Origin of the sequence: Pseudomonas sp. FP597, assembly GCF_030687435.1 — a bacterium.
In the GTDB taxonomy this organism is placed as follows: Bacteria; Pseudomonadota; Gammaproteobacteria; order Pseudomonadales; family Pseudomonadaceae; genus Aquipseudomonas; species Aquipseudomonas lactucae.
The window spans coordinates 6,239,685-6,264,450 of the sequence record NZ_CP117432.1; the positions used below are offsets into that span (position 1 = coordinate 6,239,685).

A 24,766-nucleotide genomic window follows, 5' to 3' on the forward strand; every position below is an offset into this window, starting at 1 on the left:
CACTTATCCATTCGCGACATGTTCATAAAAGAACATACATTTGCCAGCTTTTCCTGTGTTTGCGCTTAAGAGGCGATGCTATTTTCGGTAACGAAACTGTAACATTCGCATCCGCAGTCAAAACAAGAAATCTGGAGCTCTTGAATGTTTGCTTTCTTTCGTCCTGCCGCGCACCAGGCGCCCCTGCCTGAAGAAAAAATAGACAGTACCTACCGACGACTGCGCTGGCAGATCTTCGCCGGTATTTTCTTCGGTTACGCCGGGTACTACCTGCTGCGCAAGAACTTCTCCCTGGCCATGCCCTACTTGATCGACGAGGGTTATACCCGGGGCCAACTGGGCCTGGCGATGTCGGCGATCGCGATTGCCTATGGGCTGTCCAAGTTCCTCATGGGCCTGGTGTCCGACCGCTCCAACCCGCGTTACTTCCTGCCCTTCGGCCTGCTGGTGTCAGCGGGCGTGATGTTCATTTTCGGTTTCGCGCCCTGGGCCACATCCAGCGTGACCATGATGTTCATTTTGCTGTTCATCAACGGCTGGGCCCAAGGCATGGGCTGGCCGCCAAGTGGACGCACCATGGTGCACTGGTGGTCGCAGAAAGAACGCGGCGGCGTGGTGTCGGTATGGAACGTGGCGCACAACGTCGGCGGCGGCCTGATCGGCCCGCTGTTCCTGTTGGGCATGGCCTGGTTCAACGACTGGCATGCAGCGTTCTATGTACCGGCCACCGTGGCCCTGCTGGTGGCGGCGTTTGCCTTCATCACCATGCGCGACACCCCGCAATCGGTGGGCCTGCCGCCGATTGAAAAGTACAAGAACGACTACCCGGAAGGCTACGACGCCAGCCACGAAGAGGAATTCAGCGCCAAGGAAATCTTCGTCAAGTACGTGCTGCGCAACAAGATGCTGTGGTACATCGCTTTCGCCAACGTCTTCGTCTACCTGCTGCGCTACGGTGTACTGGACTGGGCACCGACCTATCTCAAGGAAGCCAAGCACTTCACGGTGGACAAGTCGTCGTGGGCATACTTCTTCTATGAGTGGGCGGGCATTCCGGGCACGCTGTTGTGCGGCTGGATGTCGGACAAAATCTTCCGTGGCAACCGCGGCCTGACCGGCATCGTGTTCATGGCGCTGGTCACCGTGGCGACCCTGGTGTACTGGCTCAACCCGCCGGGCAACCCGATGGTCGATATGATCGCGCTGTTCTCCATCGGCTTCCTGATCTACGGCCCGGTGATGCTGATCGGCCTGCAGGCACTGGAGCTGGCACCGAAGAAAGCCGCCGGTACGGCTGCGGGCTTCACCGGCCTGTTCGGTTACCTGGGTGGCTCGGTGGCGGCAAGCGCGGCCATGGGCTACACCGTGGACCATTTCGGCTGGGACGGCGGTTTCGTGCTGTTGATCGGCGCGTGCCTGCTGGCGATCGCGTTCTTGATCCCAACGCTGTGGCACACCAACAGTGTCAGCTCGGCGCGTTAACCGCCTGCGCAGTCCTTTGCACAACGCTTGAGCCGCGCCTCCAGATTCTTGTCTGGCATGGCGTGGCTACGCAGGGCGTTTACGGTCTGCTCGACATAATCGCGAGTGGTGCCGTAACGCCCGCAAGCGCTCTGCAGCACATGGTTGAGCACGATATCGGGCAGGTTGCCGGCGTAGCTGGGCAAATGCCGCTCCAATACAAACCCCAGCGCCTGTACCTGACTGCCATCCTCCAGACGGCAACTGAGCCAGTGAGGCTTGTAGGAAGGATAAGGCATCTCGCGCTGCCACAAGGCGTAGAGCGAGGCTTCGAGTTGGTCTTCCGGCAAGCGGTAGGCAAAACCGCTGCAAGAGCCGCCCCGATCCAGGCCGAATACCAGCCCTGGTAATTCCGGCGTCCCCCGATGTTCGTGAGACCACAGATACAGGCCACGGTGATAACCATGCACCCGTGCCCGCACCCGCTCGGTCGACGAACACTCAGGGCGCCAGATCAGCGAGCCGTACGCAAATAGCCAGACCGGCCCACCCTTGTGCCGCCCCATGGTGGCCTGCATCGAACTCATTAATTGTTCGTGAGTGAGTTGCGGCCCCAGATCGAGCCGCGGAGGGTAAGCCAACTGCAGAAGATCGGATTCTATAGCGGTCATGGCGAAAAGCGCTGTGCCTCCTATGTGTTACTTGGTGTAAACAACTTTAACCCAATACCCTGGGGTGGCAATAAGCTGCCCGTCGCGGGTATAGCTTAAGGACATTTACCCAAGACAATAAATACCGTAACCGCATAAGTACGGATATAAGCCCAACGGTCATTCGTCAGGATTGCGACTGCCAATTCCGCTACCTTCAGCCCCGGTTCAGCCTGGGAACGCGCCAAGCCGTCAAAATAGCGCGCACATCACGACCCACCTAGCCGCCCATCACAACGACTATCGAGGTCGCACCCATGAAAAATTTTCGACTGCCTGGCCTGTTATTCCTGGCCCAGGCCACGACCGCACTGGCTGGCGAAACGCGCGTCGACAACGATGACAAGGGCTTCTGGTACGCACAGACCAGCGTCTACACGCGGCACTTCGCGCCGGACCCGGACCACAACAATAACCAGGACCTGATCGGCCTGGAGCGCAATCAAGCCTCGGGGTTCGTATACGGCGCAGCGACATTTCGCAATTCGTTCAGCCAGCGCTCGTACTACGCCTATGCAGGCAAGCGCTATGACATGACGGACTATCCGGTGTACCTGAAGCTGACCGGCGGAGCGATCCAGGGCTATCGCGGCAAGTACCGCGACAAAATCCCATTGAACCGTTTCGGCGTGGCGCCGGTGATCATTCCGTCGATGGGCACCCATTACGGGCCGGTGGCAGCGGAATTGGTGCTGCTGGGGTTCAATGCGGCGATGGTGACAACTGGCGTGCGTTTCTAAACGGGCACCGAGCAGGCTTGTTGTGGTGAGCGGTTTTGTTGTGTTGAGCGGGCTGGCCCCGCGCCGGGGCGCGAAGCGGCCCCAAACCAGGCTGCGCGGTGTACCTGAAAGAGTCCAGTGGCTTTATTGGGCTGCTTCGCCGCCCCGCGCGGGGCAAGCCCGCTCACTACAACAGCCGGCAGTCATTGACGCGGGGCGTAGGCGAATACGTCGGCACGCATCTGGTGCGCATCCATGCCGGCGTCGACCAGCGCATCCAGGGTGCCGTAGATCATCGCCGGTGAACCGCTGGCATAGACATGCACACCCTTGAGGTCGGTAATGTCTTCACACACCGCTTCATGCAATAAGCCACAGCGTCCTTCCCAGCCGCACAAGTCGCTGACCACTTTGTGCAGGAACAGGTTGGGCAGTCGCTGCCATTGTTCCCAGTGTTCGATCTGATAGAAATCTTCCGGGCGACGCACGCCCCAGTACAGATGCACCGGGTGTTTGAAGCCGGAGGCGCGGCAATGTTCGATCAGACTGTGCATCTGCGCCATACCCGTGCCGGCCGCGATCAACACCAGCGGGCCGTCCGGCAGCTCGGCCAGGTGAGTATCGCCAAATGGCATCTCGATACGGGCCATCCGGTTACGTTGCAGCTGCTCCAGCAAGTTGCGCGCACTGTCTTCGCGAGCCAGTACATGCAGTTCCAGCTCGCGCCCGGCATGGGGTGCCGAGGCCAGGGAAAACGCCGACTTCTCGCCGTTTTCCCGTTCGATCATCAGGTACTGCCCGGCGTGGTAGCGCACGGCCTTGCCGGCAGGAGCCCGCAGGCGCACGCGCCACACATCGCCACCGACCTCCACGCACTCACTCAATTGGCACGACAACTTGCGCAACGGCAATTCTCCCGGCGCCAACACGCCATCCCACAGCACGATGCAATCTTCCAGCGGCTCGGCGATGCAGGTGTAGAACTCACCGTGGTCACGCACTTCGCCGGCTTGTTGCACACGGCCTTCCACCAGCAGCGCCGCGCACACGTGGCATACACCGTTGCGACAAGCCTGCGGGCACTCGTAGCCCAGGCGGCGCGCACCTTCGAGGATTCGCTCGCCAAGAGCCAGCTCCAGCACAGCGCCGGAAGGTTGCAGGGTTACACGCATCAATCTATTCCCAATTCTTTCCAGATCGCATCGACGCGCGCGGTCACGGCTTCATCCTTGACGATCACCCGGCCCCACTCGCGGGTAGTTTCACCCGGCCATTTGTGGGTGGCGTCCAGGCCCATCTTCGAACCCAAGCCCGATACCGGCGACGCGAAGTCGAGGTAGTCGATCGGCGTGTTGTCGATCATCACCGTGTCGCGCTTGGGGTCCATGCGCGTGGTGATGGCCCAGATCACGTCGTTCCAGTCACGGGCATTGATGTCGTCGTCAGTGACAATAACGAACTTGGTGTACATGAACTGTCGCAAAAACGACCACACACCGAGCATTACCCGCTTGGCATGGCCGGGGTACGACTTCTTCATCGTCACGATGGCCATGCGATACGAGCAGCCTTCAGGCGGCAGGTAGAAGTCGGTGATTTCCGGGAATTGCTTCTGCAGGATCGGCACGAACACTTCGTTGAGCGCCACGCCGAGAATGGCCGGCTCATCCGGCGGACGGCCGGTATAGGTGCTGTGGTAGATCGGTTTGATGCGGTGGGTGATGCGCTCGACGGTGAACACCGGGAAGCTGTCGACTTCGTTGTAGTAGCCGGTGTGATCGCCGTAGGGGCCTTCATCGGCCATTTCGCCCGGGTGAATCACACCTTCGAGGATAATTTCCGCAGTGGCCGGTACTTGCAGGTCGTTGCCACGGCACTTCACCAGCTCGGTACGGTTACCGCGCAACAGGCCGGCGAAAGCGTATTCGGACAGGCTGTCGGGCACCGGCGTCACGGCGCCGAGGATGGTCGCCGGGTCAGCGCCCAGGGCAACGGAGACCGGGAACGGTTTGCCGGGGTGCTTTTCGCACCACTCCCGGAAGTCGAGGGCGCCGCCACGATGGCTCAGCCAGCGCATGATCACCTTGTTGCGGCCGATCACTTGCTGGCGGTAGATACCCAGGTTCTGGCGGTCCTTGTTCGGACCCTTGGTGACGGTCAGGCCCCAGGTGATCAGTGGGCCGACATCGCCGGGCCAGCAGGTCTGCACCGGGAGCATGGCCAGGTCGACGTCGTCGCCTTCGATGACCACTTCCTGGCACACCGCGTCCTTGACCACCTTGGGGGCCATGGCAATGATCTTGCGGAAGATCGGCAGCTTGGACCAGGCGTCCTTCAGCCCCTTGGGCGGCTCGGGCTCCTTGAGGAAGGCCAGCAGCTTGCCGATCTCGCGCAGTTCGCTGACCGACTCGGCGCCCATGCCAAAGGCCACGCGCTCGGGCGTGCCGAACAAGTTGCCGAGCACCGGAATGTCAAAGCCGGTCGGGTTCTCGAACAGCAGCGCCGGGCCCTTGTTGCGCAGGGTACGGTCGCAAATCTCAGTCATTTCCAGCACCGGGGAAATCGGCATCTGGATACGTTTCAACTCTCCGCGCTGCTCAAGTTGCTGCACGAAATCCCGAAGATCCTTGAATTTCATTAACCATGCCACCCGTAAAATAGGCGTACATCCTACCTGCTCTGAGGGCGGCTGGCAGCCCTATCGGCGGCGCAATTGCCGGCCAGGTGTCGTTAAAACCCCAGATCGCAAAAAAAATGGCGCCCCTGGGGGCGCCATTCTTTCGGACCTGAAACGCAGTATTACTTGCGCTTCATCGACAAGAAGAACTCGTCGTTGGTCTTGGTGGTTTTCAGCTTGTCGATCAGGAACTCGATGGCGGCGACTTCGTCCATCGGGTGCAGCAGCTTGCGCAGGATCCACATGCGCTGCAGTTCGTCGTCGGCGGTCAGCAACTCTTCTCGGCGCGTACCGGAACGGTTGATGTTGATCGCCGGGAACACGCGTTTTTCCGCGATACGACGGTCCAGAGGCAGTTCCATGTTGCCGGTACCCTTGAACTCTTCGTAGATCACTTCGTCCATCTTCGAGCCGGTTTCAACCAGCGCGGTGGCGATAATGGTCAGCGAGCCGCCTTCTTCGATGTTACGCGCGGCGCCGAAGAAACGTTTCGGTTTCTCCAGGGCGTGGGCATCGACACCACCGGTCAGTACCTTGCCGGAGCTCGGGATCACGGTGTTGTAGGCACGGGCCAGACGGGTGATGGAATCGAGCAGGATCACCACGTCCTTCTTGTGTTCGACCAGGCGCTTGGCCTTCTCGATCACCATTTCGGCAACCTGCACGTGGCGGGTTGGCGGCTCATCGAACGTCGAGGCAACCACTTCGCCGCGCACGGTGCGCTGCATTTCGGTCACTTCTTCCGGACGCTCATCGATCAGTAGCACGATCAGGTGAACTTCAGGGTTGTTACGCGCGATGTTCGCTGCAATGTTCTGCAGCATGATGGTCTTACCGGCTTTCGGCGGTGCGACGATCAGGCCACGCTGGCCTTTACCGATCGGGGCGCACAGGTCAATCACACGGCCGGTCAGGTCTTCGGTGGAACCGTTACCGGCTTCCATCTTCATGCGCACGGTCGGGAACAGCGGGGTCAGGTTCTCGAAGAGAATCTTGTTTTTCGCGTTCTCGGGACGATCGAAGTTGATCGTGTCGACCTTGAGCAGGGCAAAATAACGCTCGCCTTCCTTCGGAGGGCGAATCTTGCCAACGATGGTGTCACCGGTGCGCAAGTTGAAGCGACGGATCTGGCTTGGCGAGACATAGATATCGTCTGGGCCGGCGAGATAGGAAGCGTCTGCGGAGCGGAGAAAGCCGAAGCCGTCCTGGAGAATCTCCAGCACGCCATCACCGGAGATTTCCTCGCCGCTTTTCGCGTGCTTCTTGAGCAGGGAGAAAATCACGTCCTGCTTGCGCGAACGGGCCATATTTTCTATGCCCATTTCTTCGGCCAGTTGGAGCAGGTCGGTAATCGGCTTTTGCTTGAGTTCAGTCAGATTCATATAGGAATGACGTAATCATTTATGGAGGGGGGAAATTAAGCTTTTGGCTTAATGAGGCCGCGCCGCAGAGAAGGCGACAGGATCGCGTACTAATCGAAAAGGAATGCGTCGGCGACGGCTTGCAGGGGGCAGTGGAGAAACCAGTGCGGGGCCGAATGTACCACCTGAGTTTCGGAGCGTCCAGCCCTGTTTTACGAAAAAGCCCCGCGATTCGCAGGGCCTTTTGGACGACGCTTAGATGTTGGCGTCGAGGAAAGCTTGCAGCTGGGACTTCGACAGCGCGCCGACTTTGGTGGCTTCGACATTGCCGTTCTTGAACAGCATCAGCGTAGGAATACCACGCACGCCGTGCTTGGCCGGGGTTTCCTGGTTGTCGTCGATGTTCAGCTTGGCAATGGTCAGCTTGCCTTCGTAGGTGGTTGCAATGTCGTCCAGGACCGGAGCGATCATTTTGCAAGGGCCGCACCATTCAGCCCAGTAGTCAACCAGCACCGGGCCGGCAGCCTTGAGTACTTCGGCCTCAAAGGTCGCGTCGGTGACGTGCTTGATAAGATCGTTGCTCATGGATGTCTCCGGATTGTAAGCAAAAAAAACGTTGCCCATCATAGCCGCCCTTCCCGCGTTCAGGAAGCCGCCTCTGATTGAGTCTTGCTATGGCGGTGCATGAGTTTGGGTATGGCCCGACTCAGGACGACACCGGAGTCACAAAAGCAATACCCGTGCGCAACGCTGCATTACGCACATGTTCCTGCATGGTTTTCTGCGCCGCCGCACTGGCGCGTCGAGCCAGGGCGCGCAGAATTTTACGATGTTCCTGCCAGGTTTCCATGGCCCGCTCCGGCCGGATGAACGGTAGTTTCTGACTCTCCAGAAACACCTCCGCGCTGGCACTCAGTATGCTCACCATCGCTTGATTGCCACTGGCCAGCAGGATGCACTGGTGGAATTCGAAGTCCAGCCGTGCCGCTGCGTCAAAGTCACCGGCCTTGAGCACCTTGCGCATGGCCTCGACATTGTCTTGCAGACCATCCAGCTCATCGAGGGTCAGCGTCACCGCCGCCAGCCCCGCCGCAAAACCCTCCAGAGCGTAGCGCAACTGAAAAATATCCAGTGGCGTGGCCTGGGCCGCGAAAGGCCAGGCAAACCCCGGCGATTCATCCGCAGCCTGCACGAACACGCCTTTGCCCGGCTGCACGCTGACCACCCCCAAGGCACTGAGAGACGACAACGCCTCGCGCAATGACGCCCGACTCACGCCCAACTGCAGGGCCAGGTCGCGCTGGGACGGCAGCGCATCGCCCGGCCCGAAGCCCTGCTCCTTGATCAGTTTACGGATGGCCTGCAGGGCCGCCTCCGGTACGGCTTGGGCGATGGAATTCATAAAAAAACTCGAGGTTCCAGACAACTGAGCGGCTAGTTGTAAAGCTATTCGCGGCTGGCGGCAAGCCACGCCCCAAAGGGGCTCGCGGGGTTTTGCCAGCGCTCGAAAAGGGTGCGAAAAGCGCAGGCACTGTTCAGACCAGTAAGACCAGCGCACCCCAACAAATCCCGGCCCTGCAGAGGATCGCGAAGGGGCTGGCATGGGCTGTGCACTGAGCAAATCCAGAAATTCCTTCGCCCTTCTCGGAGAGTTGCCATGACCAAGCGCTACAGCGCCCTGCTTACCGCCCTGTTCGCCAGCCTGATGTTGAGCCAGGCTCCCGCCCAGGCCAACGGTCTGGACGATATCGTTGCCCGCGGCACCCTCAAGGTCGCCGTGCCCCAGGACTTCCCGCCGTTCGGCTCGGTCGGCCCCGACATGAAACCCCGTGGCCTGGACATCGACACGGCCAAGCTGCTGGCCGACCAGCTGAAGGTCAAACTGGAGCTTACCCCTGTCAACAGCACCAACCGCATCCCGTTCCTTACCACCGGCAAGGTCGACCTGGTGATCTCCAGCCTGGGCAAGAACCCGGAGCGGGAAAAAGTCATCGATTTTTCCAAGGCCTACGCCCCCTTCTACCTGGCCGTGTTCGGCCCGCCTGACGCCGCCATCAGCAGCACTGACGACCTCAAGGGCAAGACCATCAGCGTGACCCGTGGCGCCATCGAAGACATCGAGTTGACCGCCGTGGCGCCCAAGGAAGCCACCATCAAGCGCTTCGAAGACAACAACTCGACCATCGCCGCCTACCTGGCCGGCCAGGTCGACCTGATCGCCAGCGGCAACGTGGTGATGGTCGCGATCAGTGAGCGCAACCCTAAACGCGTACCGGCGCTGAAGGTGAAGCTCAAGGACTCTCCGGTGTACGTGGGCGTGAACAAAAACGAGCCGGCATTGCTGGAGAAGGTCAACCAGATCCTGGTCGCGGCCAAGGCCGATGGCAGCCTGGAAAAGAACGCGATGCAATGGCTGAAAGAGCCGCTGCCCAAGGATCTTTGACAGGACGGAGTTGACTCATGGCGTATCAATTTGACTTTGTGCCGGTGCTGGCCAATACCGACCTGCTACTGCGCGGTGCGTTGTTCACCCTTGAGCTGACGGCCATCGGCGCGATCCTGGGGGTGGCCGTAGGCACCGTCGGTGCGGTGGTGCGGGCGTGGAAGATCCAGCCGTTCGCCTGGTTCTTCGGCGTGTATGTCGAGTTGATCCGCAACACGCCGTTTCTGGTGCAGCTGTTTTTCATCTTCTTCGGCCTGCCGTCCCTGGGGCTGAAGATCACCGAGTGGCAAGCCGCCGTATTGGCGATGGTGATCAACCTGGGCGCCTACTCCACCGAAATCATCCGCGCCGGCATCCAGGCCATCCCGCGCGGGCAACTGGAAGCCGCCGCCGCGCTGGCAATGACACGCTTCGAAGCGTTTCGCCATGTGGTGCTGCTGCCGGCGCTGGGCAAGGTGTGGCCGGCCCTGAGCAGCCAGATCATCATCGTGATGCTCGGTTCGGCGGTGTGCTCGCAGATCGCCACCGAGGAGCTGAGCTTTGCCGCCAATTTTATCCAGTCGCGCAACTTCCGCGCGTTTGAAACCTATGCCCTGACCACCCTGGTGTACCTGTGCATGGCGTTGATGATTCGCCAGTTGCTCAACTGGATCGGCCGCCGCTTTGTGATGAGGAACAGCCGATGAGTGATTTTTCCTTCTGGGACATCGTGCGCAACCTGCTCACCGGCCTGCAATGGACCTTGTTGTTGTCGGTGGTGGCGTTTATCGGTGGCGGCCTGATCGGCCTGCTGGTGATGACCATGCGCATCAGCCGCAAAGCCTTCGCGCGCAACGTTGCGCGCACTTATATCGAACTGTTTCAGGGCACACCGCTGTTGATGCAATTATTCCTGGTGTTTTTCGGCGTCGCCTTGCTGGGAGTGGATATTTCGCCCTGGCTGGCGGCAGCGATAGCCCTGACGCTGTTTACCAGCGCCTATCTCGCCGAAATCTGGCGCGGCTGTGTCGACTCCATCGCCCACGGACAGTGGGAAGCGTCCGCCAGCCTGGCCCTTAACCCGCTTGAGCAGTTGCGCTATGTGATCCTGCCCCAGGCGCTGCGCATTGCCGTCGCGCCAACGGTGGGGTTCTCGGTGCAAGTGGTCAAAGGCACCGCCGTGACCTCGATCATCGGCTTCACCGAGCTGACCAAAACCGGCGGCATGCTCGCCAACGCGACCTTCGAGCCCTTCATGGTCTATGGCCTGGTGGCCCTCGGTTACTTCCTGCTTTGTTATCCCTTGTCCCTCAGTGCGCGCTACCTGGAAAGGAGACTGCATGCCTCTGCTTAGAATTACCGCCCTGCATAAGTACTACGGCGATCATCACGTACTCAAAGGCATCGACCTGACGGTTGAAGAAGGCCAGGTGGTGGCGATCATCGGCCGCAGCGGCTCGGGCAAGTCCACCTTGCTGCGTACCCTCAATGGCCTGGAGTCGATCAACGATGGCGTGATCGAAGTCGACGGCGAGTACCTCGACGCCGCCCGCGCCGACCTGCGCACTTTGCGGCAGAAAGTCGGCATGGTGTTCCAGCAGTTCAACCTGTTCCCGCACCTGACCGTGGGCGAAAACGTCATGCTCGCGCCGCAGGTTGTGCAGAAAGTGCCCAAGGCCAAGGCCGCCCAATTGGCCAGGCAGATGCTGGAACGCGTTGGGCTGGGCGAGAAATTCGACGCCTTCCCCGATCGATTGTCCGGAGGCCAGCAACAAAGGGTCGCCATCGCTCGCGCCCTGGCCATGTCGCCCAAGGTGCTGCTGTGCGACGAAATCACCTCGGCCCTCGATCCGGAACTGGTCAATGAAGTGCTCAGCGTGGTGCGCCAACTGGCCAAGGACGGCATGACCCTGATCATGGTGACCCATGAGATGCGCTTCGCCCGTGAAGTCGGCGACAAGCTGGTGTTCATGCACCAGGGCAAGGTGCATGAAGTGGGCGACCCCAAGGTGCTGTTCGCCAACCCGCAAACCCCGGAGCTCGCCAACTTCATCGGCTCCGTGGAACAGCCGGACTGACCAGCTCGAAACGGCCCTGCCCCTGCAGCTCCGTTTGACTGCGTACCTGCAGGGCATCTGCAAGCAGGTCGGTGTCAATATCGACCTGAGCCGTCAGGCGCGTCCCGGCCACTCGGGCCACCAGGACCTGGCCCGGCAACAGCAGGCCGACGCTGCGTTCACCGGGCAGGTGCGCCGTCTCCCATTCGACGGCACGCCCATCCACCTGGGCATGCTTGAGGCTCACACGGAAACGTCCCTGAGGGCCGAACCGAAAACCCTGCCCATCGACGGCACCGACAAACCGCAGCGCCATTGCCGAAGGCTCAACGCACAGCACGCTCAGGCTCAAGGTGCGTGTACCGAGCACCACGCTGGCGCCCCGCCCCGAAGCCTCACTGCGAATGACGCCATAGTCGACGCGCGGTTGACTCAGCGACAACCGGCAATTTTCAGCCTGGACACCCTGGGCCGGCAGCGCCGCGCAGACCAGCACGAAAACCATGCGTCTAAGCTTAGCGGCCATGGCACACCGCCGTTGCTGTCTCATAGAACTTGTCATGGTCAGGCTGATCCTCAAGGACAACGCTTGGCCGGCAAAAAGCCGAATCGGGCAAGGAAACCCGCAGGTCTTGCGTGTCATCCATGTCGTTCAGAAAAATCATGCCCTCCCCCACCACACTGGTCAGGAAGCGGTTGTTTTTGCCAAACACCGAGGCGCCCTGAGGCAGCGGCCGGCCCTGCTCATCCCTGGCGGAGATCAACACTCGACGCACTTTCACCACCTCGAATGCCACGGTATTGACCGACCCACGGCCCGCGGCGAGCACCTGGGTGCCATTCTTCAGGTCGACGCGCTTGGGCAGCGACCGGGTTTGCACTTCGATGCGGCTGTTGGTGTACGCCGGCAAGCCTGGGATGACGGCCTGGCCGCTGAAGTCGGTCCACACCGGGCCTTGCGGGGTATCGATTCGCGCGGAACCGATGTCGCCCACCGAGACGATGCCGAAGGTGTCCTGCACGGTATGAGGCGAAAAGGTCAACCCGCCCTGGTGAGCCACGACGCCGCCTTGCAACTGTCCCGTATAGGTCGTACCCAGCGGATCACGGTTCACCCCCATGCCGATGCGGGTATAACGCGGCATCAGGTCCAACTGGCCATTTATCGATTGCTCCCGGGCACTGATATCGCGCTCGACACCCACCTCGTACGCCACAGACTCATTGACCCGCTCACTGAGCGCGCTGCCTGCACGGGATTGCCCCCCACGACGGCTGATAGAGCTGCGCACACGACGATCGCCCCCCAGGGGCACGCTGACCTGAAGCCGCACGGACAGGTCATTGCCCGACGCCGCATCGCGCCGGCGGCCGTCATCCCTGGCGTCACGGCGCGCCTGAGTTCCTCCGACCTGCGAGTCAGCGATCAACGTGACATCGGCGTACCTGAACGAGCGGTTCCACGACGCAAACAGGTGTTCGGCCGTTTGCCCGTCAAATTGGGAACTGCGGGTATAACCCAGGGAGAACGCCCCCAGCGCAGGGTCGACCCAACTCATGCCTGCGGTGTATTGGTTCTTGAAGCGCGAGCCCAGTTCATCGGAGTGGGTCGACCGGCCGGCATCAAGCACTTCGCGGTAGCCTCGGGTCTGGGTCGTTGCGCTGAGGTTCAGGTCGGTATTGGCGTAGACCGGGCTGCTCAGGGTGAGGCTGGTGCGCGCCCCCGACACAGCGTTACGGCTGTCGCGGGACAGATTATGGCGTGCCCCCATGGAAAGGCGCTGGAAAAATACGCTGCCGAGGGTGCCACCCGCTGCCACATAGTCATCGGCGTTCAACAAACCAAAGCCCACTGATGAGTCCCGCCCCAGCCCCCACGTACCGCTCCCCATGGCGACCATCGGCGATGCGACCTCCCCAGGTATATCCTCACGCGCCTTGCCAAGGGAAAAGTAATATCCGGGCGTGACCGGCGCCGCGCCCGCAAACGATGCCGCCGGCACCACAAAGCTGCGCCTGGCGCCGCGCACGTCGATCATGCTGACGGCCAGGTCACCGGTGCCGTTGAGCAAGGGTAATCCGGTCAGCCTGAAAGGACCTTCGGGCACCAGCGTGCTGTGGATCAACACGCCGGACTGGCGCACCTCGATCCGTGATTGGCTCTGGGCGAGGCCCTCGACCACGGCCTGGTTGCTACCCGCCGGCACACGCGATTGACCATCAGGAAAAAACTGCACACCGGACAGCGCAATGCCGCCAAACAATGGATCGTTGCTGGAAAGCTGACCGACCTGGAAAGTCGAGTGCAGCGCCGCAAGATCGCGCTGGGCGTAGGCATAGAGGTGTTCGGTACGGGTGGCGCCATCATCGGTCACGTAAAATTGCCGGCTGCGCACAATCCAGTCACCGAGGTTGAAGCCCGCCTCGGTATAGGCCGATAGGAACCGGCTGTGCCCACTCTGCGCACGGCTGTCGAACCCGTGCACGTCATAGTTGAACAACGCCGCTGCGCCACCCCGGGAAAATTGTCCGGCCTCCCATTGCGGTTCCCGCAGTGATTGGGTCGGCACCACCAGCGCCACCTCATCGCTGCCAGGCCGCAGCCTGATCATGGTGGTCGGGAAAGCCCGCAGGAAATCATGGCAGGCCTCATCCGCCGCGACGCCTTCACGGGCGCTGCCGGCGGGCTTTACCAGCCCGGCTTTTTCCAGTAACCCCGAGGTAAAACACAATTGCCCGCGTGAGTCGAACCGTGCATCCACCAGACCGAGCGGGTTTCCATTGACCCGCAGCCCCACGACCTGGATACCTTCGCGAAAACGCGCGGCCGTACGAAAGTAGTCGGAGACCTTGGGATCAATGCCGTGGGTGGTCAGCGCCGCCAGGTCGAAACCTTCTCCCAGCTCCAATGCAGGCGCGACGGCAGGCAGGCCCCACAGGGTTGCAAACCCCACCAGCAGCGTAGGTCGACAAGGCCATGAAGCCATCACGCGTCGTTGGCTCGACAAGCTGCTCATGGGATGATCAGTCCCCATCGACAGTGACCAATGCGCGATAGCTCTCCACTGAAAACCCATAGGCCGTGGCCGGCTGGAACTCGACGGCTGTCAACCCCGTCAGCGCCCCTTGCACCGCCACCGTCAACGTGTCCCCTGGCAGCACATACGCGCGCGGAAGAGTCGCCTGGACGTGTTGCGGCAGCAATTGCACCTGCGGTGTGAGGCGCACCACATAGGCGCTGTCGTTATGCACGGTAAGACGGTCACCCATACGTCGCCACTTCAGCAGCTCCCAAGGCGTGTGATGCACGGGCAGACCCCGAGGGTGCAGGATCAACGGCAAATTCTGCCGCAGGGTGATACCGATGGTCGCACCGCCTGCGGCGCGCGCCTGGGGGATACCTTCGAACGTCACGCGCTTGAGCCGTTGGGTCTTGAGCGGCGCTTTCAAGGTGCTGATAAAACGCACCAGCTGGGTTTCTCCCGCCTCTACCCGCGTAATCGGCGGCGTCACGACCAGCAGCGGCTCCAGGTCCTCCGGGACGTTTTCCACGACCGAATGCAATAACGCAGGCACCGCATCGGTATTCTTGATAGTCAGGGTGGCTTCGCCCTGTTCTTCATAAAGCAGCACCACCGTGGTTTCCGGCAACATACCGTCCGCCACCACGGCACAGGTGAAACACAAACATAAACTTACGCATAACAACCGCACACGATTGATCACTGAAAGACTAAGCACTCAGTTGCCCCACGACTTTGAAGTTGAAGATTGATAGCCAAGCGCTTATATGAAAACAGCCGACGAGAACGCTATGGTTCCCGTCCGGCTGTATGACCGTCGTTTAGATGTAACTCAACTCAAGTGTGGCGCGCCCATCAAGGATAATGTCGCGACTCAGGTCCAGGTCACGGCCCCTGTTGATCACCGCCCTCACCGCGATGGTTCCGGTCAGTTGAGGGATGGAAACGGGCGTAAGGGCGGTGGTATAGCGCCACGAATACTGGGTGGGCGATTGAGCGACCTTGCCATCACTGCTTTGCCAGGCCCCGGCGCCGACACGCAGGATGGGATACAGCGGGGTGGTCGACGAGCGCAGATCCCTGAGGGTAACCGCAAAGCCGCCGGTCTTGCGCCCGGACGCTATGCCCAAGCCATAGTTGTGCGCTTCGGTATAGCCAGAGCCCAGTGCGCTGAGGATGCCCGGCACCTTGCTGGCGGCTTGCAGGTCGACGAATTTGAGCCCGAACTTGGCAGGCGTGGTGCCGCAATTAATGCTCAGGGGCGCGGTCCTTTCCGCGAGCGGGTTGAACGCCGTCGCAGAGAGTTGGCCCGAGGGAATGTCACCGTAGTTGATGATGCCGCCACCGCTCATGCTGAGGTTGCAGGCGGCCGGCTTGATCGTGCCCCTGACGATCAACTCGGCGCTGGAGGCATGGGCACTCAGGGCCGTAGCCAGGCAAGCGATACCAAGCGTCAATCCAACAATTTTCTTCATATTCGACCTGTCACTGTAAGGAGTCAGGCGTATTTATTTTTGTCCTGGAAATACAAACCACAAATAAATAACACCACGGCACAATTGCCGAGTGACAGTCTGTCTCTTGGGCATTGGCTAAAAAATAAGACAGCACCTTAATAACTGTGGGAGCAATAGACGCGAACTGTCGCCCGAGCCGACCGTGACAGTAAGCCAAGATAAAATAACCCGTGGAACACCAGCACCTAAGTTGTAGGCGAAATCAAAAAAACACATACAACCGTACGCAGTTAAAACTTCTGACAAGGACACGAGCACCTTCCACACAACCCCGCCAGTACAAGCAGCATCGGCTACAGCGACTTCCCACAGACGATCTCGGAGAAATTCCCGAAGCACTACGCGTTGGCTCCAGCGGTCGATCGTGGCACGATGGACAGGTTATCGACCGAGACCCCCAAACCATGCCGCAATCCCAAGCCAAGAATCTGTCCCTGATCGCCGCCATCGACCTGGGCTCCAACAGCTTTCACATGGTCGTGGCCAAGGCCCAGAACGGTGAGATCCGCATCCTTGAGCGGCTCGGCGAGAAAGTACAACTGGCTGCCGGGATCAATGACGAGCGCCAGCTCAACGAAGAGTCCATGCAGCGCGGGCTCGATTGCCTGAAGCGTTTTGCCCAACTGATCAATGGCATGCCCTTGGGCGCCGTGCGTATCGTCGGCACCAACGCGCTGCGCGAAGCGCGCAACCGTGGTGAATTCATCCGCCGCGCCGAGGAGATCCTCGGCCACCCGGTAGAAGTCATCTCCGGCCGTGAAGAAGCGCGCCTGATCTACCTCGGCGTATCCCACACCCTGGCCGATACCCCCGGCAAACGCCTGGTCGCCGACATCGGCGGCGGCAGCACCGAGTTCATCATCGGCCAGCGCTTCGAACCGCTGCTGCGTGAAAGCCTGCAAATGGGCTGCGTCAGTTATACCCAACGCTACTTCAAGGACGGCAAGATCACCCCGGCGCGCTACGCCCAAGCCTACACGGCGGCGCGGCTGGAGATCATGAGCATCGAGCATGCCCTGCATCGCCTGACCTGGGATGAAGCCATCGGCTCGTCCGGCACCATCCGCGCCATCGGCCTGGCCCTCAAGGCCGGCGGCCATGGCACTGGCGAGGTCAATGCCGAAGGCTTGGCGTGGCTCAAGCGCAAACTGTTCAAGCTGGGTGATGCCGAGAAAATCGACTTCGACGGCATCAAGCCAGACCGTCGCACCATCTTCCCGGCCGGCCTGGCGATTCTCGAAGCGATCTTCGATGCCCTTGAACTGCAACGCATGGATCACTGCGACGGCGCGCTGCGTGAGGGTGTGCTCTATGACCTGCTCGGCCGCCATCACCACGAAGACGTGCGTGAACGCACCCTCAGCTCGCTGATGGAGCGTTATCACGTCGATATGGAACAGGCATTGCGCGTGGAGCGCAAAGCCCTGCACGCCTTCGACCAGGTGGCCGCGGACTGGGACCTGCAAGACGGCGTGTGGCGCGAACTGCTGGGCTGGGCGGCCAAAGTGCATGAGGTGGGCCTGGACATCGCCCACTACCATTACCACAAGCACGGCGCCTACCTGATCGAGCACTCCGACCTGGCCGGCTTCTCCCGGGAAGACCAGCAAATGCTCGCGCTGCTGGTGCGCGGGCACCGTCGCAACATCCCCAAGGATAAATTCGCTGAATTCGGCGATGAAGGCATCAAGCTGATTCGCCTGTGCGTGCTGATGCGCTTTGCGATCCTGTTCCACCACATCCGTGGCACCCAGGAAATGCCCCAGGTCAAACTACGCGCCGATGGCGACAGCCTGGAAGTGATGTTCCCCAAGGGCTGGCTGGATGAAAACCAGTTGACCCAGGCGGATTTTGCCCAGGAAGCGGAGTGGCTGACGCGGGTGGGGTTCAGCCTGAACGTGCGCTGATCCGATCTAAAGAACACCGCAAAAAAATGTGGGAGGGCGCTTGCTGTGGTGAGCGGGCTTGCCCCGCGCCGGGCTGCGAAGCGGCCCTAAAAGCAAACGCCGCATTCTGACTGACAGAATGCGGCGTTTTTATTGGGGGCGGCTTCGCCACCCAGCGCGGGCGGTGCGACGATTCGACAAGCCCGCTCACCACACAAACCTGCACCACATTAAGCTTTTGTTGGCTTTAGCTCACCGACAGAATCGGGCTACCCAGCCTCTCCAGCAACGTCGCCTGCGCGCTGCGTGGGTTCTGGTTGCCGGTCGGCGTGTTGCGCACGTAGCGGCCGTCCGACTGCAGGCTCCAGCTGTGGGTGTTATCGGTGAGGTAACTTTCCAGCTCTTTCTTGACCCGCATGATCAGCTTCTTGCCTTCCACCGGGAAGCACGTCTCCACGCGCTTATCGAGGTTGCGTTCCATCCAGTCGGCACTGGAGAGGAACATCTGCTCTTCGCCGCCGTTGAGGAAGTAGAACACCCGGGTGTGTTCCAGGAAGCGGCCGATGATCGAACGCACATGGATATTGTGCGAGACGCCAACGATGCCCGGACGCAGGCAGCACATGCCACGCACCACCAGGTCGATGCGTACGCCGGACTGGCTGGCCTTGTAAAGCGCGCGGATGATCTTCGGATCGGTCAGCGAGTTGAACTTGGCGATGATGTGCGCCGGCTTGCCCTCAAGGGCAAACTGCGTCTCGCGGGCAATCATGTCGAGCATGCCCTTCTTGAGGGTGAACGGCGCGTGCAGCAGTTTCTTCATGCGCAACGTCTTGCCCATGCCGATCAACTGGCTGAACAACTTGCCGACGTCTTCACACAAGGCGTCGTCGGAGGTCAGCAGACTGTAGTCGGTGTAGAGCTTGGCGTTGCCGGCGTGATAGTTACCGGTGCCCAAATGCGCGTAACGCACGATCTCACCGGCTTCACGGCGCAGGATCAGCATCATCTTGGCGTGGGTCTTGAAGCCGACCACGCCGTAGATCACTACCGCACCGGCCGCTTGCAGGCGGCTGGCCAGTTGCAGGTTGGACTCTTCGTCGAACCGCGCACGCAGCTCGATCACCGCAGTGACTTCCTTGCCGTTACGCGCGGCATCCACCAGCGCATCGACGATTTCCGAGTTGGCGCCGGAGCGGTACAAGGTCTGGCGCACGGCCAGCACATGCGGGTCCTTGGCGGCCTGGCGCAGCAGGTCGACCACCGGGGTGAAGGACTCGAACGGGTGCAGCAGGAGGATGTCCTGCTTGCTCACCACGCTGAAAATGTTCTCGCTGTTTTGCAGCAGTTTCGGGATCTGCGGAGTGAACGGCGTGTATTGCAGCTCCGGGTGGCTGTCCAGCCCGGTGATGCTGAACAGTCGCGTCAGGTTCACCGGGCCATTGACCTGGTACAGCTCGCTCTCGCCCAGGTTGAACTGCTTGAGCAGGTAGTCCGACAGGTGTTTGGGGCAGGTGTCAGCCACTTCCAGGCGCACCGCATCGCCGTAGCGCCGCGAAAACAGCTCACCGCGCAGGGCACGGGCCAAGTCTTCGACGTCTTCGGAGTCCAGCGCCAGGTCAGCGTTACGGGTCAGGCGGAACTGGTAGCAGCCCTTGACCTTCATGCCTTGGAACAGGTCATCGGCATGGGCGTGGATCATCGACGACAGGAATACATAGTTGTCGCCAGCCCCCCCTACCTCTTCCGGTACCTTGATGATCCGTGGCAACAAGCGTGGCGCAGGGATGATTGCCAGGCCGGAGTCGCGACCGAAGGCGTCGATACCTTCGAGCTCGACGATGAAGTTGAGACTCTTGTTCACCAGCAACGGGAACGGGTGCGTCGGGTCGAGGCCGATGGGGGTGATGATCGGCGCGATCTCGTCGCGGAAGTAACGGCGCACCCAGGTCTTGATCTTGGTGGTCCAGTGGCGGCGACGGATGAAGCGAACCTGATGTTTTTCCAGTTCCGGCAGCAGGATGTCGTTGAGGATCGCGTATTGGCGATCCACATGGCCGTGCACCAGCTCGCTGATGCGCGCCAGGGCCTGATGCGGTTGCAGGCCGTCGGCGCCGGCCTGCTCACGGGCGAAAGTGATTTGCTTCTTGAGACCGGCCACGCGGATCTCGAAGAACTCATCCAGGTTGCTGGAGAAGATCAGCAGGAATTTCAGCCGCTCCAGCAGCGGATAGGATTCATCCAGCGCCTGCTCCAGCACGCGGATGTTGAATTGCAGTTGTGACAACTCGCGATGGATGTACAGGCTGCTGTCATCCAGGTTGGTCACCGCCACCACAGGTGCCGGGACAGGCGCTTCAACCGCCACGGCAAGCGGAGCCGGCTCCAGCTCCGGCGGGGTCTCGGCGACTTGTTCAACCACCGGGTGGGCGTCTTTTACGGCAACTTCGGAGAGTCCTTCGGTATTCATCGAGTGTTCCTGTGAGGGCTATTGTTGCTCTCTAAGCAATTGGGCGGCGCGGGCGGCAAAATAAGTCAGGATGCCATCAGCCCCGGCACGTTTAAAGGCCGTCAGGGATTCAAGAATCACCCCTTCACTCAACCATCCATTTTGTATTGCAGCCATGTGCATGGCGTATTCGCCGCTGACCTGGTAGACAAAGGTCGGCACCTTGAATTCATCTTTGACCCGCCAAAGGATGTCGAGGTAGGGCATCCCCGGCTTGACCATCACCATGTCGGCGCCTTCGGCCAGATCGGCCGCCACTTCGTGCAAGGCTTCATGGCTGTTGGCCGGGTCCATCTGGTACGAGGCTTTGTTGGCCTTGCCCAGGTTGAGGGCCGAGCCCACCGCATCGCGGAACGGCCCGTAATAGGCGCTGGCGTACTTGGCCGAATAGGCCATGATCCGCACATTGACGTGGCCGGCCAGCTCCAGTGCCTCGCGAATCGCCTGGATGCGGCCGTCCATCATGTCCGACGGTGCAACCACCTGGGCGCCCGCGGCGGCGTGGGACAAGGCCTGCTTGACCAGCGCGTCGACGGTGATGTCGTTCTGCACATAACCGTCTTCGTCGAGAATGCCATCCTGGCCGTGGGTGGTGAACGGGTCCAGGGCCACGTCGGTGATCACCCCCAGCTCCGGGAAACGCTCGCGCAGGGCGCGGGTGGCGCGCTGAGCAATACCCTGCGGGTTCCAGGCTTCGGCAGCGTCCAGGGACTTGAGTTCCGACGGCGTGACCGGGAACAGCGCCAACGCCGGAATTCCCAGCTCGACCCAGTTTGCCGCCTCTTCAAGCAACAAATCGATGGTCAAGCGCTCCACCCCCGGCATCGACGCCACCGCTTCCCGACGATTGTCACCGTCGAGCACAAACACCGGCAGGATCAGATCGTTCGTGGTCAGTACGTTTTCACGAACCAGACGGCGCGAAAAATCATCACGACGGTTGCGACGCAGACGGGTGGCGGGGAACAGGCGATTGGCAGGGGTAAAGCTCACGACAGACTCCTGAGCCCGGATTGACGGGCGAGCGTTGCAGTTATAAGCGGCCATTATGACGAAGGTATGACAGTTGTGCTTAACGATGCGACCTGTAGTCGCATTCGTCGTATATGTAGGAAATGTTCACTTCGTGACACATCTCGATACTTTCATGAACCTTCACGAAGGCGTAGGCTGCGCGTTCATTTCGCCAGCACCCAGACCATGCTTCAACAATTCCTGCATGACTTCGGCTACTTTGCCCTGTTCCTGGGCACCTTCTTTGAAGGCGAGACCATTCTGGTTCTCGCAGGCTTCCTGGCTTTCCGTGGGTACATGGATATCAACCTGGTGGTGGTCGTTGCCTTTTTCGGCAGCTATGCCGGCGACCAGCTCTGGTATTACATGGGCCGCAAACACGGCCGCAAGCTGTTGGCGCGCAAACCGCGCTGGCAATTGATGGGCGACAAGGCTCTGGAACATATCCGCAAGCACCCCGATATCTGGGTGCTGAGCTTCCGCTTCGTGTACGGGTTGCGCACGGTGATGCCGGTGGCGATCGGACTGTCCGGCTACCCACCGCTGCGCTACCTGATCCTCAACGGTATCGGCGCCGCGATCTGGGCCGCCGCGTTGGGCGCGGCGGCGTACCATTTCGGCGCCGTGCTCGAAGGCATGCTCGGCAGCGTCAAGAAGTACGAGCTGTGGGTATTGGGCGCCTTGCTGTTGCTGGGCTTTGGCCTGTGGCTGCGTCGCCGCTTCAAGAATGCGCGGATTGCGCGCCAGGCCTGTGCCGACGCCAAGGCCCGGCTCGCCGCCGAGCCTGCTCATGCCGAGCCACCTAAGTCGCCAGTCGAGTAAGCCGGCCCCGGCAACAATAGAGGCCGAACACACTGAGCACGCTGTAGCTCAACAAAGCCGGCCAACCGAGTTGGCTGGCCGGCCACAGCCCCACCAGCGGCGCCAGCCATACCAGCGGCACATTCAGCGCCAGGCGCGCCCATTCGGCTTTCAGCGCCCAGGGGCGATTCTCCAGGGCCACGCCCAGGGTAAACAGCCCCAGCGCCATCGTGCTCCAGCCCAGCACCAATGCGGGTATGGGCAGCCCTTCGCCGGCATTCATCAAATAATTGCCAAACCCCACGTACACCGCAAATTGCAGGGCGATGTAAGCCTGTTGACGGGGATTGAGCGGCACCTCGAATTTGCGGAACTGGCTCAAGTCCGGCTTGGCCAACGGGTATCTGGCCTGCACGTCCGCAGGACGCCAGCCGGTGGGCATGAACCAGATGCGCAGCTTGTCCCGCCAACGTTCGGCACGCCGCGCATCACGCCACAACTGCGCATAAAACTGCAGATTGGCCCACAGCGGGTTCCAACTGGCCAAGGGCGTGGTCACGCCGAAAATCACCGGCTCATTGTCGTCCTCTTCCTGAAAGGTGCCGAACAGCCGGTCCCAAAGAATGAACACCCCGCCGTAGTTGCGATCCATGTAGAGAGCGTTCTGTGCATGGTGGGCCCTATGGTTGGACGGCGTGACGAAGAACCACTCGAACCAACCGAGCTTGGGCACATGGCGAGTGTGCACCCAGAACTGGTACAGCAGGTTGAGCGAGGCCACACTGATAAACACCACCAGCGGCACGCCGAGTACGGCCAGGGGCAGGTAGAAAATCCAGCTCAGCAAAAAGCCGGTGCTGGTCTGGCGCAGGGCTGTGCTGAGGTTGTAGTCCTCGCTCTGGTGATGCACCGAATGCGCGGCCCACAGGATGTTGCGCTCGTGGCCCATGCGGTGCAGCCAGTAGTAGCAGAAGTCGTAGAGCACAAAGGCCAAGCCCCAGGTCCAGAGGCTCTGGGCCGGCAGTTCGATCACCGCCAGGTGCTTGAGGGCGAATGCGTAGGTGAGCAGCCCCAGGCCTTTGGTCAACAGCCCGGTGGTGGTGGACAGCACACCCGTGCTGAGACTGTTGATGGCGTCGGCCACCCGGTAGTTACGCTGGCCACGCCAGCGGTCGGCGAGCAGCTCCACCACGATCAAGGCAATGAAAAACGGTACCGCGTAAGGCACGAAGTCCATGGTGTGGTCCGGTCTATTTTTGTTACATCAAGAGTAGGGGCAGCGGCGCGAGATCCCATTGGCAACAGGTTACAAATTAGTAGACATTTAACGCCAAGACCTCAGGAGAAATGCCCATGAGCAAAAAGATTGCAGTGATCCTTTCCGGCTGCGGCGTGTATGACGGCGCCGAGATCCACGAAAGCGTGATCACCCTGCTGCGCCTGGACCAGCGCGGCGCTCAAGTCCAGTGCTTTGCACCCGATATTGCGCAAATGCACGTGATCAACCACCTGACCGGTGAGGAAATGCCCGAGTCGCGCAACGTGCTGGTGGAATCGGCGCGTATTGCCCGAGGCGAGGTGAAGGACATCGCTGAGGCCGACGCCACAGACTTCGACGCACTGATCGTGCCCGGCGGGTTTGGCGCGGCGAAGAACCTGTCGAGCTTTGCCGTGGAGGGCGCGGGCTGCAGTGTTAACCCACAGGTATTGGCGTTGGCCGAAGCCTTTGCCGAAGCGGGCAAGCCGGTGGGGCTGATCTGCATCTCACCGGCCCTGGCCGCGAAGATCTACGGCCCGGGCGTGACCTGCACCATCGGCAACGATGCCGACACCGCCGCCGCATTGGACAAGATGGGTGCCACGCACCAGGAATGCACGGTTGAAGACATCGTCGAAGACACTGCGCGCAAGCTGGTCAGCACGCCGGCCTATATGCTCGGCAAGAACATCAGCGAGGTCGCGTCAGGCATCAACAAGCTGGTGGATCGCGTGCTGGAGCTGACCCACGAAAATGACTGATAGTGACGAGCAGGCTTGTTGTGGCGAGGGAGCTTGCTCCCGTTGGAGTGCGCAGCGCTCCCGCTTTATTGGGGCTGCTACGCAGCCCAACGGGAGCAAGCTCCCTCGCCACGTTACACTTTTCATCAGGCCCTCAGGCCCGGCGCATCAATTGGGTGAGAATGCGGTCCAGTGAGTTGGCAAACGCCTGTTTATCCTTCTCCCCATGGGGCGGTGGACCACCGCCCATCTGGCCCTGCTCCCGCAGGTCGGTGAACAGGTTACGCACCGCCAGGCGCTCACTCATGTTCGCGGGGCTGAATTCCTTGCCCCGAGGGTCCAGGGCCGTGACGCCCTTCTTCACCAACCGGTCGGCCAGGGGCACGTCGCTGCAGATCACCAGTTCGCCGGGCACCGCGTGCTCTACCAGATAATCATCCGCCGCATCCGGGCCGCTGGGCACCACGATCAGCTTTACGCAGGCGAAGCTCGGCTTGATCTGGCTCTGCCCGGCCACCAGCACCACCTCGAACTGGCGCTTGAGGGCGAACTTCACCACCTGGTCCTTGGCTGCCCGAGGGCAGGCGTCGGCGTCGATCCATACGCGCACC

At 60.9% G+C, this 24,766-nt stretch carries 23 protein-coding genes; 9 read left to right on the forward strand and 14 right to left on the reverse strand.

Going from position 1 to position 24,766, the window contains the following annotated elements; genetic code table 11:
• The first annotated feature begins 144 nt into the window (after positions 1–144).
• Positions 145–1,482 (forward strand): glycerol-3-phosphate transporter, encoded by a 1,338-nt coding sequence (glpT, locus tag PSH66_RS28715; protein WP_003176820.1) that lies wholly within the window; start codon positions 145–147, stop codon positions 1,480–1,482.
• On the opposite strand, the gene PSH66_RS28720 is transcribed toward glpT, so the two are convergent.
• Positions 1,479–2,132, reverse strand: a complete 654-nt coding sequence (locus PSH66_RS28720; RefSeq protein ID WP_003176821.1) for a gamma-glutamylcyclotransferase — start codon at positions 2,130–2,132, stop codon at positions 1,479–1,481. The two genes, glpT and PSH66_RS28720, sit on opposite strands and share 4 nt — an antisense overlap.
• 296 nt (positions 2,133–2,428) lie before the next feature.
• Here PSH66_RS28720 and PSH66_RS28725 point away from each other — a divergent pair, with 296 nt between their 5' ends.
• On the forward strand, positions 2,429–2,911 hold the full coding sequence (locus tag PSH66_RS28725; protein ID WP_003176822.1) for a hypothetical protein: 483 nt from the start codon (positions 2,429–2,431) through the stop codon (positions 2,909–2,911).
• Positions 2,912–3,093: 182 nt separating this feature from the next.
• Here PSH66_RS28725 and PSH66_RS28730 read toward each other — a convergent pair whose 3' ends face one another.
• The 5 genes from PSH66_RS28730 to PSH66_RS28750 all read right to left on the reverse strand — a co-directional run bounded on the left by PSH66_RS28730 (position 3,094) and on the right by PSH66_RS28750 (position 8,330).
• The gene (locus tag PSH66_RS28730) at positions 3,094–4,062 is read right to left on the reverse strand and encodes a CDP-6-deoxy-delta-3,4-glucoseen reductase (RefSeq protein WP_305428075.1); all 969 of its coding nucleotides are present in this window, start codon (positions 4,060–4,062) and stop codon (positions 3,094–3,096) included.
• Positions 4,062–5,528 (reverse strand): 4-hydroxy-3-polyprenylbenzoate decarboxylase, encoded by a 1,467-nt coding sequence (ubiD, locus tag PSH66_RS28735; RefSeq protein ID WP_003176824.1) that lies wholly within the window; start codon positions 5,526–5,528, stop codon positions 4,062–4,064. Before ubiD ends, PSH66_RS28730 begins: the two co-directional genes overlap by 1 nt.
• A gap of 161 nt (positions 5,529–5,689) precedes the next feature.
• The gene (gene rho, locus PSH66_RS28740; RefSeq protein ID WP_003176825.1) at positions 5,690–6,949 is read right to left on the reverse strand and encodes a transcription termination factor Rho; all 1,260 of its coding nucleotides are present in this window, start codon (positions 6,947–6,949) and stop codon (positions 5,690–5,692) included.
• A gap of 234 nt (positions 6,950–7,183) precedes the next feature.
• Positions 7,184–7,513 carry a thioredoxin TrxA gene (gene trxA / locus PSH66_RS28745; protein WP_015886460.1) on the reverse strand — a complete coding sequence of 110 codons (330 nt, stop codon included), beginning with the start codon at positions 7,511–7,513 and terminating at the stop codon, positions 7,184–7,186.
• A 121-nt stretch (positions 7,514–7,634) separates the two neighbouring features.
• A complete protein-coding gene (locus PSH66_RS28750) occupies positions 7,635–8,330 on the reverse strand; it encodes a FadR/GntR family transcriptional regulator (protein WP_305428076.1) in 696 nt (231 codons plus the stop codon).
• A 255-nt stretch (positions 8,331–8,585) separates the two neighbouring features.
• Here PSH66_RS28750 and PSH66_RS28755 point away from each other — a divergent pair, with 255 nt between their 5' ends.
• The 4 genes from PSH66_RS28755 to PSH66_RS28770 are packed head-to-tail and all read left to right on the forward strand — an operon-like array spanning position 8,586 to position 11,428.
• Positions 8,586–9,371 (forward strand): transporter substrate-binding domain-containing protein, encoded by a 786-nt coding sequence (locus PSH66_RS28755; protein WP_003176828.1) that lies wholly within the window; start codon positions 8,586–8,588, stop codon positions 9,369–9,371.
• 17 nt (positions 9,372–9,388) lie between these two features.
• Positions 9,389–10,057 (forward strand): amino acid ABC transporter permease, encoded by a 669-nt coding sequence (locus PSH66_RS28760; RefSeq protein WP_003176829.1) that lies wholly within the window; start codon positions 9,389–9,391, stop codon positions 10,055–10,057.
• Positions 10,054–10,704, forward strand: a complete 651-nt coding sequence (locus PSH66_RS28765) for an amino acid ABC transporter permease (RefSeq protein WP_305428078.1) — start codon at positions 10,054–10,056, stop codon at positions 10,702–10,704. Before PSH66_RS28760 ends, PSH66_RS28765 begins: the two co-directional genes overlap by 4 nt.
• Positions 10,691–11,428: an amino acid ABC transporter ATP-binding protein gene (locus PSH66_RS28770; RefSeq protein WP_003176831.1), complete on the forward strand. Its 738-nt coding sequence runs from the start codon at positions 10,691–10,693 to the stop codon at positions 11,426–11,428. The genes PSH66_RS28765 and PSH66_RS28770 overlap by 14 nt, the downstream gene beginning before the upstream one ends.
• On the opposite strand, the gene PSH66_RS28775 is transcribed toward PSH66_RS28770, so the two are convergent.
• From PSH66_RS28775 to PSH66_RS28790, 4 genes are all read right to left on the reverse strand, one after another.
• A complete protein-coding gene (locus PSH66_RS28775; RefSeq protein WP_141062876.1) occupies positions 11,400–11,933 on the reverse strand; it encodes a hypothetical protein in 534 nt (177 codons plus the stop codon). The two genes, PSH66_RS28770 and PSH66_RS28775, sit on opposite strands and share 29 nt — an antisense overlap.
• On the reverse strand, positions 11,923–14,424 hold the full coding sequence (locus tag PSH66_RS28780) for a fimbria/pilus outer membrane usher protein (protein ID WP_305428079.1): 2,502 nt from the start codon (positions 14,422–14,424) through the stop codon (positions 11,923–11,925). Before PSH66_RS28780 ends, PSH66_RS28775 begins: the two co-directional genes overlap by 11 nt.
• Positions 14,425–14,431: 7 nt before the next feature.
• Positions 14,432–15,121, reverse strand: coding sequence for a fimbria/pilus chaperone family protein (locus tag PSH66_RS28785; RefSeq protein WP_318278503.1), 690 nt, complete (start codon positions 15,119–15,121; stop codon positions 14,432–14,434).
• Between the two features lie 130 nt (positions 15,122–15,251).
• Positions 15,252–15,905 carry a DUF1120 domain-containing protein gene (locus PSH66_RS28790; RefSeq protein ID WP_305428080.1) on the reverse strand — a complete coding sequence of 218 codons (654 nt, stop codon included), beginning with the start codon at positions 15,903–15,905 and terminating at the stop codon, positions 15,252–15,254.
• Between the two features lie 446 nt (positions 15,906–16,351).
• On the opposite strand from PSH66_RS28790, the gene ppx reads away from it, so the two are divergent.
• Positions 16,352–17,854 (forward strand): exopolyphosphatase, encoded by a 1,503-nt coding sequence (gene ppx, locus PSH66_RS28795; protein WP_003176836.1) that lies wholly within the window; start codon positions 16,352–16,354, stop codon positions 17,852–17,854.
• 226 nt (positions 17,855–18,080) lie between these two features.
• On the opposite strand, the gene ppk1 is transcribed toward ppx, so the two are convergent.
• Both ppk1 and hemB read right to left on the reverse strand, forming a co-directional pair.
• Entirely contained in the window at positions 18,081–20,303 is a 2,223-nt protein-coding gene (gene ppk1 / locus PSH66_RS28800; RefSeq protein WP_305428081.1) for a polyphosphate kinase 1, read from the reverse strand.
• An 18-nt stretch (positions 20,304–20,321) separates the two neighbouring features.
• Entirely contained in the window at positions 20,322–21,335 is a 1,014-nt protein-coding gene (hemB, locus tag PSH66_RS28805; protein WP_078735160.1) for a porphobilinogen synthase, read from the reverse strand.
• Positions 21,336–21,542: 207 nt separating this feature from the next.
• Between hemB and PSH66_RS28810 the strand changes: the two genes are divergently transcribed.
• Positions 21,543–22,178, forward strand: a complete 636-nt coding sequence (locus PSH66_RS28810; protein WP_042945460.1) for a DedA family protein — start codon at positions 21,543–21,545, stop codon at positions 22,176–22,178.
• On the opposite strand, the gene PSH66_RS28815 is transcribed toward PSH66_RS28810, so the two are convergent.
• The gene (locus PSH66_RS28815) at positions 22,159–23,394 is read right to left on the reverse strand and encodes a sterol desaturase family protein (protein WP_305428082.1); all 1,236 of its coding nucleotides are present in this window, start codon (positions 23,392–23,394) and stop codon (positions 22,159–22,161) included. The genes PSH66_RS28810 and PSH66_RS28815 overlap by 20 nt on opposite strands.
• A gap of 116 nt (positions 23,395–23,510) precedes the next feature.
• Here PSH66_RS28815 and elbB point away from each other — a divergent pair, with 116 nt between their 5' ends.
• Positions 23,511–24,176, forward strand: a complete 666-nt coding sequence (elbB, locus tag PSH66_RS28820) for an isoprenoid biosynthesis glyoxalase ElbB (RefSeq protein ID WP_003176842.1) — start codon at positions 23,511–23,513, stop codon at positions 24,174–24,176.
• A gap of 133 nt (positions 24,177–24,309) precedes the next feature.
• On the opposite strand, the gene PSH66_RS28825 is transcribed toward elbB, so the two are convergent.
• Positions 24,310–24,765, reverse strand: a complete 456-nt coding sequence (locus tag PSH66_RS28825; protein WP_003176843.1) for a YaiI/YqxD family protein — start codon at positions 24,763–24,765, stop codon at positions 24,310–24,312.
• Position 24,766: the final 1 nt, after the last annotated feature.